This window comes from Pseudomonas sp. ADAK18 (genome assembly GCF_012935695.1).
GTDB lineage: Bacteria > Pseudomonadota > Gammaproteobacteria > Pseudomonadales > Pseudomonadaceae > Aquipseudomonas.
The window spans coordinates 4,444,474-4,459,896 of sequence record NZ_CP052859.1 but is presented as its reverse complement, the minus strand read 5'-3'; the positions used below and the strand labels follow the sequence as shown (position 1 = coordinate 4,459,896).

Genomic DNA, 15,423 nt, shown 5'->3' with positions numbered 1-15,423 from the left:
CTGAATAAGGAACTAAGCCGCCCGCAACGAAATAAACGCATAGTTGGCCGGCACCTCGGTCGCAATCCGCGCCCCGGCATCCAGCAGCTGCTCGGCGATATCCAGCCCAGACACATGAAACACCCATTCATTGGCGATCGACGGCAGTTCCGTGGCCTGTTCGATCGCCGCCGCAAAGGCGTTCATGTCCGGCAGGTATGCCGTAAACCCGTCACCCTTGAGGGCGGTGGTATGAATCCCCAGCAGCCCACAGACTGCTTCCTTGGTCTGGATGTCATCGCGGTCGGCTTGCCGTGAACGGCGAATCAGCTCGGCCAACTCCTGGTCCACCAACTCACCACCGACAATCAGCGCAGGCCCCTGCTCCCAGGATTCCGGCGGGCAGTCTTTGGCGCTGGGGTTCAGTGGGATATGCGGGTTGATCTCCATGGGGTAGATCCGGCAGACCAGCGGTCGGCGCTCGTAGATGCGGCATAACTTGTTTTCGTCAAGATTCCGGCAGGGCCCGGCGTTATAGGCGGCAAAGGTGATTGCCACATACGCCTCGGTATTACCGCTTGGCACGATGGCGGAGCGCCGCTCAGCGTGCTCGCGCTGCAGCGCAGGCAGACCCAGCCCGCTGCCCAGGAAACCCTCCACCAGGACGATGACATTGCCGCCGTCCGCCGCCCACTGCCGGGCCTCGTCGAGGGTCAGGGGCACATGATGATCGGTGCAGCATTTGCCGCAGCCTACGCAGGAAAAGTGGGTGTTCATGGAGGATCTGTCACCAGGCAAGGTCAGAGGGCTCACGTGCGGTGACGGGTTTACACCTCTTTCCATCGCGCTGGCTCTGTGCAAAGCAAGTTATGCGCCAGTGCTTTATTCCTCGGGTACAAGATCCCTGAGTACAAACACCATGCCGGCACTTTCATACAGCTGGCGGGCGCGCAGGTTGGATTCGCGCACCTTGAGGTCGATAAATGCCTCGTTACGCTGCTGAAACATCTGGAAGGTGTGCAACAACAACGCCCGGCCCAAACCCTGGCCTTGGGCTGCGGGGTGGATGGCCAGGTTCTTGATGAAGGCGCTGGTCCAGCATTGCGCGACGCCGAGGATTCCGTTGGCGTCACTGGCGACCAGGCATAGGGTCGGGTCGAACTCGGCGTCAGTGACGAACTGTTGGCGCCATCGGTCAAGGCCGCCTACACGACCGCCGCCTTGGTCCTGGGCCAGGCGCAACACGGCATGAATCGCCGGGGCGAGTTCGTCGCGGTAGTGATCCAGGCGAATACCTGCCGGCCACTGCGGGGAGGGAAGGGGGCGGGTGAGGTCGCGGCGCAGCAGCTGAAAATACTCACCCACGCGTTAGATGCCTTGTTGAGCCACAGTTTGGGCCGCCACCACCAGGCACTTGGTCAGTTCCGGCGAGGAAAACTTGGTCAGCACTGCGTTGGCACCGGCCAGGCGGGCTTTTTCGCTGTTCATTGCGCTGTCCAGGGAGGTGTGCAGCAGCACGTACAGGTCCTGGAAGTCCGGGGTTTCCCGCAGGGTACGGGTAAAGGCGTAGCCGTCCATTTCGGACATTTCGATGTCCGAGACCACCACGTTGATCTGCTCAGCGGTGCCTTGCAGTTCCAGCAGGCGGTCAATGGCTTCCTTGGCGCTGCGTGCGGTGTGACATTGCAGGCCGAGGTTGCGCAGGGTGTGCACCGATTGCTGCAGGGCGACCTGACTGTCGTCCACCACCAGGATTCGGGCGTTGCCGAGCACTTCGGCCTCTTCCATGGTCAGGTCGGTAGGCGCTGCTTCAATTTGTGCCGGGGCGATACCGTGGATGACTTTTTCGATGTCCAGCACCTGTACCAATACGCCATCGACTTGGGTCACACCGGTGATGAACGAGCGATTGCCACCGGAACCAAAAGGCGGTGGGCGGATGTCGGTGGTCAGGCAGTGGACGATCTTGCTCACCGCTTGCACATGCAGGCCCTGCTTGGACCGGCTGACATCGGTGACAATCAGGCAGCCGCCATCCGGGTCTTTCAGGGGCATTTCCCCCAGTGCCCGGCTCAGGTCGATCACTGACAGCGCCGCGCCTCGCAAGGTGGCGATGCCTTTGACGTGTGGGTGGGACTCCGGCAGCTTGGTCAGCGGCGGGCAGGGAATGATTTCACTGACTTTCAGCAGATTGATCGCCATCAGCTTGCCGCTACGCAAGGTAAAGAGCAGGAGCGAGAGCGAGTCTGCGCGGGCTTTGTTGACGGACATAAAAACCTTCTGTGGATCACGGATGACAATCTATAGCGGGTTATCGACTTGAGTGCCCCAGGCTTTAGCGTCAATCAGCGCCGAAGGCCAGGTTTCTGTAGCCGCTGACGAGGTACGAGGCTGCGATGGGTTTGGTGCGGCATTCCGACGCAGCGGCCCCCTACGGCGGTCCTGCGGACCGCATCGCAGCCTCGTACCTCGGCAGCGGCTACAGGAATTTCGGCGAGTCATGCCCTGGGAGTCTAGCCCTTCCACACCTGTGGGTTGACCAGATCCTGCGGCCGCTCGCCCAACAGCGCGCTGCGCAGGTTGTCCAGGGCGCGGTTGGCCATGGCTTCGCGGGTTTCATGGGTGGCCGAGCCGATGTGCGGCAAGGTCACCGCATTGCTCAGTTGAAACAACGGCGATTCGGCCAGTGGCTCCTGCTCGTACACATCCAACCCGGCACCGCGAATTCGCTGGTTTTGCAGGGCTTCGATCAGGGCGGGCTCGTCCACCACCGGGCCTCGGGAGATGTTCACCAGGATGGCGCTGGATTTCATCAAGCCCAGCTCGCGGTGGCTGATCAGGTGTCTGGTCTTCTCGCTCAATGGCACTACCAGGCAGACGAAATCCGCCTCGGCCAGCAATTGGTCCAGGCTGCGAAATTGTGCGCCCAGCTCTTGTTCCAACGCGGTCTTGCGGCTGTTGCCGCTGTAGAGGATCGGCATATTGAAACCCAGGCGGCCCCGGCGAGCGATGGCCGCGCCGATATTGCCCATGCCGACGATACCGAGCGTCTTGCCATGCACGTCACAGCCAAACAACGGTGCGCCAATGCTGGCTTTCCACTGCCCGGCCTTGGTCCAGGCGTCCAGCTCGGCGACGCGACGGGCGCTGCTCATCAGCAGGGCGAAGGCCAGGTCGGCGGTGCTTTCGGTCAGCACATCCGGGGTGTTGGTCAGCATGATCCCGCGTTCGTTGAAGTACGCCAGGTCATAGTTGTCGTAGCCAACCGAGACACTGGAGACCACTTCCAGCTTGCTCGCGCCTTCCAGTTGCGCCCGGCCCAACTTGCGCCCGACCCCAATCAGCCCGTGGGCGTGGGGCAGGGCTTCATTGAACTGGGCGTTGATATCGCCAAGCTTGGGGTTGGGAGCAATGACCTCGAAATCCTGTTGCAGGCGTTCGATCATTTCCGGGGTGACGCGGCTGAAGGCAAGGACGGTCTTTTTCATCGCAGGGAAGGCTCATCGACACGGCTGAGAATGCCAAGCAAGCTAACATTCCTGATGGCAATTGTCAGTTGCCCGGCCGTGCCACACCCAGGCTGCTGCTCAACTCATACGCCGCCAGTTCCGCCTGATGGGCCGCCAGAATCTCCGGCAATGAGCCACGCAAGTACTCCACCCAGGTCTTGATCTTCGCGTCCAGGTACTGGCGCGATGGGTAGATGGCGTACAGGTTCAGCTCCTGAGAGCGATAAGTGGGCATCAGACGCACCAGCGAACCATTGCGCAGGCCTTCGATGGCTGCGTACACCGGCAACAGGCCGACGCCCATGCCGCTGATGATCGCGGTTTTCATCGCATCGGCCGAGTTCACCAGGAACGGTGAGGTGTTGATCGCCACGCTTTCCTGGCCCTCCGGGCCGTTGAACGACCATTTGTCCAACTGAATCACCGGGCTCACCAGGCGCAGGCAGGCGTGGTTGAGTAAATCACTGGGCCGTTGCGCGCAGCCGTTGGCTTTGACGTAGGCGGGCGAGGCACAGACGATGCTGTAGGTGATCCCCAGGCGTTGGGACACAAACCCCGAATCCGGCAGTTCGCTGGCGAGCACGATGGACACGTCGTAGCCCTCGTCGAGCAGGTCCGGCACACGGTTGGCCAGGGTCAGGTCGAAGGTCACGTCCGGATGGGTACGGCGATAGCGGGCAATGGCGTCGATCACAAAATGCTGGCCGATACCGGTCATGGTGTGCACTTTCAACTGCCCGGCAGGCCGCGCATGGGCGTCGCTGGCCTCGGCTTCGGCTTCTTCGACATAGGCCAGGATCTGCTCGCAGCGCAATAAATAGCGCTTGCCGGCCTCGGTCAAGGCGATCCGGCGGGTGGTGCGGTTGAGCAAGCGGGTTTGCAGATGGGCTTCCAGATTGGAGACCGCGCGCGAGACGTTGGCGGTGGTGGTATCCAGTTGCACGGCGGCGGCGGTGAAGCTGCCGGCTTCGGCGACGCAACTGAAGGCGCGCATGTTTTGCAAAGTGTCCATGGGGTGCTCTCAAGGGAGATGGCAAATTGTGACATGAAGTTGCGCGCAGGTGTGTATCCACTGGGCGCTGGTCGCCATTGGCCCTCTGTGTGAACGGTTCAGGACAACGTCCAAGCCTCGCTGACTTTAGCGTTGTAGGGCGGGAGGTATTCCTCGAGCAGGTTTTTGAGCGCGGCCTTGGCGAGTGCTCTGTTTGCGGGTGTCGGGGCGTCAAGGGCCGTTTGTGCATGTTCAATCAATGTGTCAACCGTTCGGGCGAGCGTCGGACTGGAGCGTGTGAGTGCGCCGAGCTCGGCGGCCAGAACGGAGCCGGGTGCTTGTCGGGCGATGTTGTCGAGTAGGGCCTGGAAGTCGCTGGCGTGGGCATCGACGTAGTTGTCCCAGCTATGGCTGCCTTCAAGGCTCGTTAAATAGCGGCGGGCAATCGGCAAAAGGTAATCAAGCGAGTCGGGTCCTATCTGCTCTTTGTGCAAATATTGCTTTGTGCGCAGGGACTGCGCTTCAAAACCGCTGGCAATGCTGGCGAAGTCAGGCAGCTTAAGTGCTGAATCCTTGTTGACCGTATGGGTTGTCAGTAGAACCACCGGTTGATGGTCTTTGACTTTTACCAGCACGTTGCTGAATGAGCGCTTGGGATGATCCAGCAGCGATTGGCTTATAGAGTGAATGACGTCATCCCAACTGAAGTCCTGTTTTCCAATGGATGAAAGCAGTTCGCGCAAAGTTTTTCTTACAACGTCGATGGATTTGAACTGGGCGATTTTGAACTCCAAGTAGTCGCCGCTCAGATGAGGGTCATCTTCTTTCCTGTGTATTAGTTCCACGGTCACGCCCTTGCCTTTGGCGCTATCAGTCGTTGTGGAAAAGTTGGCACTGACGGTCCCTCTTACCGTGTGGGCAGGAGATGTCATCGAGTATTTCTTCAAGGCCTCAGGACGAAGTTGAGTGCTGTGCTGACGGATCAGCATGCGTATTTCGTGATCGACAGTCTTCTCGACACCGTGCTGTGCCTTGAGCAGGACATAGCGCTCAAGGAGTGTTCTGGCTTGCTGGTTATTTGCATGCAGTGTTGTGTTCAACGCTGACGCCAATACAGGTGTGCTGGCTTGGTGGCTGAAGCGTCGGCTACTGGAGATGACATGATATTTCATGTCATTTAAAAGGCTCACGGGGTCGTCATCTGGGTACTTCAGTGTATTGAGCTTCTTCAGCGCACTGCTTGGGGCCGTGTCAGACAGACCAAGGATATCCAATGCTTTATGTTTTTGAGTCCATTGCGCGTTGAGCTGGATAGTCGTGTTGAAGTTCAGATAACTGAAAAAATCAATGGATACCTGATTCCCCAGACTCAAGTCGATACCTTTTTCTTTTATCACGGTGGCGGGTTTGCTGTGCAGGGGCGGGAGCTCAACACTGCCGAGCCCGTTCGCGGCCAAACTCTCCCTGACAAACGGATGGCTCAACGTTGAGTAAGCCCTGTTTCTTTCGAGGTTGTACGAGTCTTTTATCAGGCTGCGCAGTTTCGTTGTGGTGCCCCACCGATTTTCATTGAGTGAGGCGCGCAGAGAGTGGCCATTGGCATTGGCGTAGTCTTCCAGATTCTCGTATTCCCGTGACGATAAATAGCTGGCGCCGAGGCGACTTTCAGTCTGCCCCAGGTCTGTTGCGCGCGACTGCAGTTTGCCTAGCAGACCCATTGCCCGCGTGTCTTTCAGACGCTTGTCGGTGGTGTAGGCAAGGTGCGAATCGACTGCGAAGTGTGGCCCTGCACTGAGCAGTCTCGTTGGGTCTAATGGGAAGTTATAACCGGTATGGCGGTGATTGATGCGTTCGCCACCGGCGTCGATGTACTTCAGTGATGAGAGCAGGTTCTGCGTCAGGCGCAGGTGTTCCTGCTCGCTGACTGCTGCGCGAAACTGCCATTTGAGCGCGCGGCAGAATGTGTAGTCTTCAGCAATACTGGGTTTTTTGGATGAACGATGACCGTCAAAGATATGCTCGGCTTTCTTAAAGAATGCATAAAAGTCCGGCAGCTCTTCGGGTGATACTTCCAAGCGCTGTTCACCGATGGATAGCGTTTGATGAAGTGCTCTTATTTCTTGCTTGTCGCGAGTTGTCGTGGGCAGCGTTTCGAGCTTTTCCTTAACGGTATCGGCGATCCATCGAGCGTCGCGTTGAAGTGGAAGTTCGCCTGTGCAAGGGCTACACGTGGTGGCCTTTAACTGCCGGTTCAGGGCACTGGCCGTCTCTTGGGCAGGGCCCAGGGCGGGCGCGATGGGGGAGATAGCGCTGAGTGCTAAAGGCATGAAAACTCTCCTGCTGGCGTGGGGTAGAAACAGTCAGGTGAGCCATTTTGCCGGCAATCAGCATGGGGCGTTGTAGGGCATGTACCAAGCGCTGCGGGTAATTGTTTAGAAAAAATTCAAGCTCCTTCCGGATTATCGTCTGAACGGTAATAAAGATTCACAGGAATCCCACCTTATCGCCGCTTGAACGGCCCCCTAGAATTGCGCCACCTTCCCTCTGTAGGAGCGAGCTTGCTCGCGAAGGACACCAGGCCGCCGCGTTTCTCCAGGCATCCCGCGTCATCGTTGACGGTTCTTCGCGAGCAAGCTCGCTCCTACAAAAAACCATCTCAGGAATTCGCAGCAGTGCCGCGTCGCATCAGCAGAGAGCTGAAGACTCTCAGTGTTTGGGCCTTATCGTTAGCAATCAGCGGCTGCATCGGAACCGGAGGAATCGCCCCTCAAGGCACGACGCTCGCCGCCAATACCCTGGCCACCGACGCCGCGATAAAGAGCGCCGCTCAAGACGCCCATTGGCCCACCGCAAAATGGTGGCAAGCCTATGGCGATCCGCAACTCAACCATTGGATCGACCTCGCTGTACAAGGTAGCCCGAGCATGGCGATGGCCGCCGCACGGGTTCGCGAAGCACGGGCGATGGCCGGTGTTGCCGAGTCTGCCGAGTCGGTACAGATCAATGGCGATGCGACCCTCAAGCGCCACAACTGGCCCAGCGACCCGTTCTATGGCCCCGGCAAACTGGACAATTCCACCACCTGGGACAATAACGCCTCCCTGGGCTTCAGCTATGCCCTCGACCTATGGGGCCGGGAAAGTAACGCCACTGAACGCGCCGTGGACCTGGCCCATATGAGCGCCGCAGAAGCACGTCAGGCTGAGCTGGAATTGCAGAACAACGTGGTGCGCGCCTATATCCAGTTGTCCTTGCACTACGCCCAGCGCGATATCGTCGCCGCTACCCTGGCCCAGCAACAGCAGATCCTCGACCTGGCGCAAAAGCGCCTGGCCGGTGGCATCGGCACCCATTTTGAAGTCAGCCAGGCCGAGACGCCGTTGCCGGAAACCCATCGGCAACTGGACGCCCTCGATGAAGAGATCGCCCTGAGCCGCAACCAGCTTGCGGCTTTAGCGGGTAAAGGTCCGGGGGAGGGTACAACCTTGCAGCGGCCGACCTTGTCCCTCGGCGCGCCCCTGAAGTTACCCTCGACGTTGCCCGCCGAACTGCTCGGCCAACGCCCGGACGTGGTTGCCAGTCGCTGGCGCGTGGCGGCCCAGGCTCGTGGCATTGATGTGGCTCACGCAGGGTTTTACCCCAACGTCGATCTGGTGGGCAGCCTCGGCTACGTCGCTACCGGCGGCGGGATGCTGGAGTTTTTGACCGGCAAGAAACTCAACTACACCGCCGGACCGGCCATTTCCTTGCCGATCTTTGACGGTGGCCGCCTGCGCTCGCAATTGGGAGAGGCCAGCGCCGGTTATGACATCGCCGTTGCCCAGTACAACCAGACGCTGGTCAACGCGCTCAAGGGCATCAGCGACCAATTGATCCGCCGCGAATCCATGGACAAGCAACAGGCCTTCGCCGCCGAGTCGGTGGCCTCGGCGCAGAAAACCTATGACATCGCCATGATCGCCTACCAACGCGGCCTCACCGATTACCTCAACGTGCTGAACGCCCAGAGTCTGTTGTTCCGCCAGCAGCAGGTCGAACAACAGGTCCAGGCTGCGCGTCTGAGTGCCCATGCTGAATTGGTGACCGCATTGGGCGGCGGCCTGGGCGCTGGCAATGATGTGCCGGCCGCCGACAAGACGTTACCGAGCAAGACTCCGGCGGCCCTGGCCGTCTTCGATCACTGAGTAGGACGTCATGACTCCCTTGCCTGCACCCCTGCGCTGGTTGCACTCCCTTGAGTGGCGCCGCGGTTTTTTCGACTGGGCACGCAGTGATGGCGTGACCTGGGTCTACATCTTCAAGGTGCTGATCGCCGCGTTCCTGACCCTGTGGTTGGCGATGCGCCTGGAGCTGCCGCAACCACGCACCGCGATGATCACTGTCTTTATCGTCATGCAGCCGCAAAGTGGCCAGGTGTTTGCCAAGAGCTTCTATCGCTTCCTCGGCACCCTGGCCGGCTCGGCAGTGATGGTGTTGCTGATCGCCCTGTTTGCGCAGAACACTGAACTGTTCCTCGGCTGCCTGGCGATCTGGGTCGGCCTGTGCACGGCGGGGGCCGCGCGCTATCGCAACTTTCGCGCCTATGGGTTTGTGCTGGCTGGTTACACGGCAGCGATGGTCGGTTTGCCGGCCCTGGCCCATCCGGACGGTGCCTTTATGGCGGCAGTGTGGCGGGTGCTGGAAATCTCCCTGGGGATTTTGTGCGCCACGCTGGTCAGTGCCGCGATCCTGCCGCAAACCGCCAGCGCCGCTATGCGCAACGCCCTGTATCAGCGCTTCGGCACCTTCGCGCTGTTTGTCACCGATGGCCTGCGGGGGCGCAGCCAGCGCGAAGGTTTTGAAAGCAGCAATGTGCGCTTTATCGCCGAAGCCGTGGGCCTGGAAGGGCTGCGCAGCGTCACCGTATTTGAAGACCCGCACATGCGTCGACGCAACGGTCGTCTGAGTCGGCTGAACAGCGAATTCATGGGCATCACCACGCGCTTCAACGCGCTGCATCAGTTGCTCGAACGCCTGCGCGGCCACGAGGCTGATCATGTGGTGGACGCCATCAAACCAGGCCTGCAAGACCTGGCCGAGTTGCTCGATGGCTTCAGTAGTCGCGTCCTTACGAGCCCGGATGCCGCGCGCCTCGTGACTCAACTGACGGCCTACAAGCAAGACTTGCCTGCCAAGGTTCGCAGCCTGCGGACGCAGTTTCAGGAAAGCGACCCTAGCGACGCCGAGCAGCTGGATTTTCATACGGCCTATGAGTTGCTGTACCGCTTTGTCGATGACCTGCACAGTTATGCACAGACCCACGCGTCCCTGGCCGACCACAGCCATGAGCGTGAACACTGGGACGAACCTTTTGCCCCGAAAACCAACGGGCTGGCCTGTGCCGCCTCGGGCATCCGCGCTGCTTTCATCCTGGTGATTCTGGGCAGCTATTGGGTTGCAACGGCCTGGCCCAGCGGCGCCACCATGACCCTGATCGCAGCCGCTACGGTGGGCTTGTCCGCCGCCACGCCGAACCCGAAACGCATGGCGTTCCAGATGGCCTGCGGCACCTTGATCGGCGCGTTGGTGGGGTTTGTCGAGATGTTCTTCGTCTTTCCCTGGATCGACGGTTTCCCGTTGCTGTGCGTGATGCTCGCACCGGTGATCGTACTGGGGGCGTTCCTCACTTCTCGACCGCAATACGCGGGGGTCGGTCTGGGATTGCTGATCTTCTTCAGCACCGGCTCGGTGCCGGATAACCTGACGATCTACAACCCCTACACGTTTATCAACGACTACATCGCGATGATCATCGGCATGCTGGTGTGTGCGGCGGCGGGCGCGATCATCCTGCCGCCCAACAGCCGCTGGTTGTGGCGCCGGCTGGAGCAGGACCTGCGTGAGCAAGTGGTGTACGCCATCAGCGGCAAACTCAAAGGTCTGGCTTCACGGTTTGAAAGCCGCACCCGCGACTTGCTCCATCAGGCCTACGGCCTGGCCGCCGGCCAACCGCACGTGCAACGCGACTTGCTGCGCTGGATGTTCGTGGTGCTGGAAGTCGGCCACGCCATCATCGAGCTGCGCAAGGAACAGGCGATCTTGCCGGTGCATCCGGCGTACGCCGAATCCCAGCCGTGGCGCCAGGCCATTCGGGTGATGGGCCGTTCGTTGGTGCGGTTGTTCCTGCAACCCAGCGCCAGCAACCTGGAGCGTGGCCTGATCGCAGTGGACCACGCCATCAGCCGGGTCCAGGCCACCGACGAACCCTTCGCCCCGCACTTCGATACCTCGGCCTTGCGCCGGGTGAAAAGCTACCTGCACTTTATCCGTACGTCTTTGTTGGACCCGCAATCGCCCCTGGCTGCCCTCACGCTTGAAGGACCCGCCCATGCCACGTGAAATCGCCTTCCACGGCATCTACATGCCGACCATGACCCTGATGTTTTTCCTCGCGGCGGGGCTGGCCTGGGCCCTGGATCGCTTCCTGGCCGGCTTTGATCTGTACCGCTTTTTCTGGCACCCGGCGCTGCTGCGCCTGAGCCTGTTCACCTGTCTTTTCGGCGCCTTGTCGCTGACCGTCTACCGTTGAGAATGCCCCGATGAAAAAGTTTTTCAGCCTACTCGCGACCCTGCTGGTATTGGCCCTGGCGATCTGGATTGGCCGCACGTTGTGGGTTCACTACATGGAAACCCCATGGACCCGAGATGGTCGGGTGCGCGCCGACATCATCAACGTGGCCGCCGACGTCACCGGAGAGGTGGTCAACGTTCCGGTGCGCGACAACCAGTTGGTGAAAAAGGGCGACCTGCTGATGCAGATCGACCCCGAGCATTACCAGATCGCGGTGAAACAGGCGCAGTCCCTGGTGGCGTCACGTAAGGCCACGTGGGAGATGCGCAAGGTCAACGCCCATCGCCGCGCGGATCTTGACGCTCTGGTGATTTCCAAGGAAAACCGCGACGACGCCAGCAACATCGCCGACTCGGCCCTGGCCGACTATCAACATGCCTTGGCCCAATTGGAGGCTGCCGAACTGAACCTCAAGCGCACGCAGGTGGTGGCGGCGGTGGACGGTTATGTCACCAACCTCAACGTGCATCGCGGCGACTATGCGCGTATCGGCGAGGCAAAGATGGCGGTGGTGGATATGAACTCGTTTTGGGTCTATGGCTTCTTCGAAGAAACCAAACTGCCCCATGTGAAAGTCGGTGATAAAGCTGACATGCAATTGATGAGCGGCGAAACCCTCAAGGGCCACGTGGAAAGCATTTCCCGGGGGATCTACGACCGCGACAACCCCGAGAGTCGCGAACTGATCGCCGATGTGAACCCGACCTTCAACTGGGTGCGCCTGGCTCAGCGGGTGCCGGTGAGGATTCACATTGATGAAGTGCCGGACGGTGTGCTGTTGGCGGCGGGGATTACGTGCACCGTGATCGTTAACCAAACACCCAACGCATCTCTGTAGCCGCTGCCGAGGCACAGTCGGGTATCAGGCCTGGCAATAGGTCTCGTGCAAGTGGCGCCACAGCAATGCGCCACTGGCCTGTTTTTCAAACACCACCGTGGCGCGGCGATCCGTTTGGGTGCCGCTGTCATCAACCTGGTGTTCGCGGTAGCTCACCGTGGCACCACGCGCATGACGATCAATGCCAGTCAGCTCGCTCAAGGTGATTTTCAGCCCGGGGCGCATGCCGCCCAAGCGAGTGAACAGGGCATTGACCCCGGCCGTATTCACCCGTGCTCCGGTAGCCGGCGCGATCATGCTGAACTCAGGTGAGAAACGCGCCAGCAGCCTCTCCAGCGTCCCCTCGGGCGCGACGCCGGCAAACCATTGTTCGATCTCGACGTGGGTCTGGATCACTTCTTCGATAAAGTCGCTGTAGTCGATCATCAACTGTACTCGGGTTGAGGGTGGAGAAGCGCCCGCACCCTGGACGCATCCAGGCGCAGTACGGCAAACAGGGGAAACAAGGTCAGCGCGGCAGCCATCACAAAGGTCACGGTAAAGGAGTCCAGCGCCGCCAGCAATGCACTGAGCAGCGCGGCCCCCAGGCAAAAGCTCAATTGCCGATTGATATTCCACAAAGCGCTGGCATGGCCCATGCGGTCGGCGGGGATGTCGAGAAACGCCAACGTCTGCGCCGTGCTGCTGCACAGGCTGCCACCGAGGCCCATCAAGGCATAAGCGAGGATGGCGAGTAGCGGTTGCGCCGGTTGGAGGGCGATCAGCAGCAGGATACCGATGAACTGCAACGCCATTCCCGCCAGCAACAATGGCCTGGGTCCACAGCGGTTAAACAGCTTTTTGCCCAAGGCAATCGCCACCGCCGAGGCGAGCGCCCAAGGCAGCATCAGCGCGCCAGTGCGGGTAGCGTCAAAACCCAGGTTTCGCAGGTACAGAATGGCAATCAGGCTGGTGCCGATAAATACACCGGGAATGAACAGGTACACCAGCATCGCGATCCGCAGCATCGGGCTGCTGATCTGCTCGAACACGCCACGCAGGTTCAGCGACGGGCGAGCCGAGGACGGCGTGTCTGCGTGCAACCACAGCAACGTCAACAGCAGGGTGATCAGCGCCAACGGCACATTGGCGTAAAAGATCCAGCGCCAGGAAACGCTGTCGACCACCAAGCCACCCAATGCCGGCGACAGCGCCGGAACCAACAGCGCCACCGACATGACCTTGGCCGTCAGTTGGCTGCGTTCGGCCGGCGGAAAGTGCCGGTAAGCCAAGGCTTGCCCCACCGGAATCAGCAACCCGCCGCCCAGGCCTTGCAGCAGGCGCCAGCCGATCAGCGCTTCAATCGACCCGGCTTGGCCCACCAGCACCGAAGCGATACCAAACAGCAACAGGCTCGCGGCAATCAACCGCCGTTCACCCAACGTCGCCGCCAACCACACACTCAACGGAATAATCAGCGTCAGGCCGAGCATGTAGGCATTGCTGATCCATGCCAGTTGCGGAACCGATGCCTGCAACTCCAAGGCGATATCCGGGTAGGCGATGGTGGCGACAAACATGTTCACCAGGTCCAGGGCGAAGCCCAGTAAAAAGATCCAGGTGACTTTCGAACGGTAGGTCATCGGGGCGTTCCTGCGTTAAGTCCCGGCAGGGTAGACCTCTGGCAGGGCTTGGGAAACATCGGTTTGACTGTTAATTTGTCAAAAATATTTTGACAAAGGAGCGCGCTGCCGATGGTTAGCCTGGACCGATTCGAGACCTTCAAGGCTGTGGTGGAAGCCGGCTCCCTGACGGCGGCGGCCGATAGGCTGGGGCAGACTCGAGCCGTGGTCAGCTTCAACCTCAAGCGCCTGGAAGCCGAACTGGGCGTCACTTTGCTGACCCGCAGCACCCGGCAATTGGCCCTGACCGATGCCGGCGAGCGCTTCTACCTGCGCTGTACGCGGATGCTGGAAGAAGCACGGTTGGCAGTGGAGGAAGCACGTTCTGAACACGCGCAGCTCAAGGGCACGTTGCGTGTCACCACCACCGTGGAATATGCCTTGGCGGTGGTCGCGCCGGCCTTGGAGGCCTTCCGACGGCTGCACCCCGAGCTGAATATCCACTTATCCACATCCTCGACCCATGCGGACCTGATTTCCGAACGCTTCGATGTAGCTATCCGTCTAGGGCGAATACTCGACTCCAATCATCGCGCCGTGCAGTTATCGAGCTTCCAGGTGTTTGCCGTGGCGGCGCCGGAATTTGCCAAGGTCAGCACTCTGGATGAGTTGGAGCAGTTGCCGAAGTTGGGGCATGGCCGGTTGACCGATTTGTCGGTGATCGACCCTTACGGGACCGAACACCTTTATCGACCGGGTCCTGGCAAAACTTCCCTGGTAGCCGACAGTGCTGCCATTCTCCAGGCCTTCGCCGTGCGTGGACACGGCGTGGCGATTCTGCCGCAGTGGTTGGTGCAGGAGGATCTGGAGGCGGCGCGCCTGGTGCGTCTTTTACCGGATCATCGCTTTGCATCGCAGGGGGTGTATGCGTTGTATCCGGATACCCGGCATTTACCACTGAAGGTGCGGGCGTTTATTGATTTTATGAAGGCACAATGAGTTGCGAAAAGACCGTGGCGAGGGGACAAGCCCCCTCGCCACAGGTTGGGTGTTCATCGTGCCGTTATGCCGATCAAAGTACCCCACCCAACCCAAACCGCTTCATCAACCCCTTCTCCAACAACCCCTTGGGCAACAGCGCCGCCATCCACGGCAACGCTCGACAACCATTACCCGAGCGCAACAGGCGTGGCGGCGTGCTCTGTTGCACCGCCTTGAGCACATCTGCCGCAAATTCACTGGCCGGTGTCGGCCGGTCCTGGGACGCCTTGGCGCGCGCACGAATGCTGTCGCGCAACGGCCACCAAGGTGATTGTTCATTGATCAGCAGCTCCGCCTGGGCCCCGGCATTTTTCGCAAAGCTGGTATCGATGGCGCCGGGCTGGACTTCCATCACCCGCACGCCGAACGGCGCCAATTCCATGCGCAGTGCATCACTCAAGGCATGCACGGCCGCTTTCGACGCGCAGTAAGCACCGGCAAATGGCGTCACCAGCACACCGGAAACACTGCCGATATTCACCACCAGCCCTTTGCTGCGGCGAATCGCCGGGAAAAACGCCTGGGTCACGCCCACCACGGCAAATACGTTGGTCTCGAATTGGTGTTGCATCGCTTCGGTGCCGCCGTCGAGCAGCGGGCCCATGGCGCCATAGCCGGCGTTGTTGATCAGCACATCCAGCTCGCCCACCTGCTCGGCCAACGCCTTGAGCGCAGCCCCGTCGTTGACGTCCAGTTGCACGGCGGTAAAGCCAGCCGTGGCCAGCGCCGTGACATCTTCGGCGCGACGGGCCGTGGCCCACACCTTATAACCGGCCGTTTTGAAAGCATCGGCCAGGGCACGGCCAATGCCGCTGGAGCAACCGGTGATGAGCACGTTGGGCATGGATCAATCC

The 15,423-nt window shown here is 60.3% G+C and carries 14 protein-coding genes; 5 read left to right on the top strand and 9 right to left on the bottom strand.

The annotated features are described in order from the left end of the window. Positions 1-12 precede the first annotated feature (12 nt). The 6 genes from HKK55_RS20115 to HKK55_RS20090 form a co-directional block, all read right to left on the bottom strand. Positions 13-756 (bottom strand): YkgJ family cysteine cluster protein, encoded by a 744-nt coding sequence (locus HKK55_RS20115; protein WP_169356273.1) that lies wholly within the window; start codon positions 754-756, stop codon positions 13-15. A 105-nt stretch (positions 757-861) separates the two neighbouring features. Continuing rightward, positions 862-1,344, bottom strand: coding sequence for an N-acetyltransferase (locus HKK55_RS20110; RefSeq protein ID WP_169356272.1), 483 nt, complete (start codon positions 1,342-1,344; stop codon positions 862-864). Positions 1,345-1,347: 3 nt separating this feature from the next. Then, positions 1,348-2,250, bottom strand: a complete 903-nt coding sequence (locus HKK55_RS20105; protein ID WP_169356271.1) for a chemotaxis protein CheV — start codon at positions 2,248-2,250, stop codon at positions 1,348-1,350. A gap of 242 nt (positions 2,251-2,492) precedes the next feature. After that, positions 2,493-3,467: a D-glycerate dehydrogenase gene (locus HKK55_RS20100; protein ID WP_169356270.1), complete on the bottom strand. Its 975-nt coding sequence runs from the start codon at positions 3,465-3,467 to the stop codon at positions 2,493-2,495. Between the two features lie 64 nt (positions 3,468-3,531). Beyond that, complete coding sequence (locus tag HKK55_RS20095) at positions 3,532-4,500, bottom strand: LysR family transcriptional regulator (protein ID WP_155583432.1); 969 nt, start codon at positions 4,498-4,500, stop codon at positions 3,532-3,534. A gap of 98 nt (positions 4,501-4,598) precedes the next feature. After that, the gene (locus HKK55_RS20090) at positions 4,599-6,806 is read right to left on the bottom strand and encodes a hypothetical protein (protein ID WP_169356269.1); all 2,208 of its coding nucleotides are present in this window, start codon (positions 6,804-6,806) and stop codon (positions 4,599-4,601) included. 345 nt (positions 6,807-7,151) lie between these two features. Here HKK55_RS20090 and HKK55_RS20085 point away from each other — a divergent pair, with 345 nt between their 5' ends. The 4 genes from HKK55_RS20085 to HKK55_RS20070 are packed head-to-tail and all read left to right on the top strand — an operon-like array spanning position 7,152 to position 11,927. Continuing rightward, positions 7,152-8,663 carry an efflux transporter outer membrane subunit gene (locus HKK55_RS20085; protein ID WP_169356268.1) on the top strand — a complete coding sequence of 504 codons (1,512 nt, stop codon included), beginning with the start codon at positions 7,152-7,154 and terminating at the stop codon, positions 8,661-8,663. 10 nt (positions 8,664-8,673) lie between these two features. Next, positions 8,674-10,857 (top strand): FUSC family protein, encoded by a 2,184-nt coding sequence (locus HKK55_RS20080; RefSeq protein ID WP_169356267.1) that lies wholly within the window; start codon positions 8,674-8,676, stop codon positions 10,855-10,857. Beyond that, positions 10,847-11,047 (top strand): DUF1656 domain-containing protein, encoded by a 201-nt coding sequence (locus tag HKK55_RS20075; RefSeq protein ID WP_169356266.1) that lies wholly within the window; start codon positions 10,847-10,849, stop codon positions 11,045-11,047. The genes HKK55_RS20080 and HKK55_RS20075 overlap by 11 nt, the downstream gene beginning before the upstream one ends. Positions 11,048-11,057: 10 nt before the next feature. After that, the gene (locus HKK55_RS20070) at positions 11,058-11,927 is read left to right on the top strand and encodes an HlyD family secretion protein (RefSeq protein WP_169356265.1); all 870 of its coding nucleotides are present in this window, start codon (positions 11,058-11,060) and stop codon (positions 11,925-11,927) included. Positions 11,928-11,951: 24 nt separating this feature from the next. Here the strand turns inward: HKK55_RS20070 and HKK55_RS20065 are convergent, their stop codons facing one another. Then, the gene (locus HKK55_RS20065) at positions 11,952-12,353 is read right to left on the bottom strand and encodes a DUF4440 domain-containing protein (protein WP_169356264.1); all 402 of its coding nucleotides are present in this window, start codon (positions 12,351-12,353) and stop codon (positions 11,952-11,954) included. Then, complete coding sequence (locus tag HKK55_RS20060; protein WP_169356263.1) at positions 12,353-13,549, bottom strand: MFS transporter; 1,197 nt, start codon at positions 13,547-13,549, stop codon at positions 12,353-12,355. The genes HKK55_RS20065 and HKK55_RS20060 overlap by 1 nt, the downstream gene beginning before the upstream one ends. A gap of 111 nt (positions 13,550-13,660) precedes the next feature. Here HKK55_RS20060 and HKK55_RS20055 point away from each other — a divergent pair, with 111 nt between their 5' ends. Further along, the gene (locus tag HKK55_RS20055; protein WP_169356262.1) at positions 13,661-14,527 is read left to right on the top strand and encodes a LysR family transcriptional regulator; all 867 of its coding nucleotides are present in this window, start codon (positions 13,661-13,663) and stop codon (positions 14,525-14,527) included. Between the two features lie 73 nt (positions 14,528-14,600). Here the strand turns inward: HKK55_RS20055 and HKK55_RS20050 are convergent, their stop codons facing one another. Then, positions 14,601-15,413 carry an SDR family oxidoreductase gene (locus HKK55_RS20050; RefSeq protein WP_169356261.1) on the bottom strand — a complete coding sequence of 271 codons (813 nt, stop codon included), beginning with the start codon at positions 15,411-15,413 and terminating at the stop codon, positions 14,601-14,603. Between the last annotated feature and the right edge of the window lie 10 nt (positions 15,414-15,423).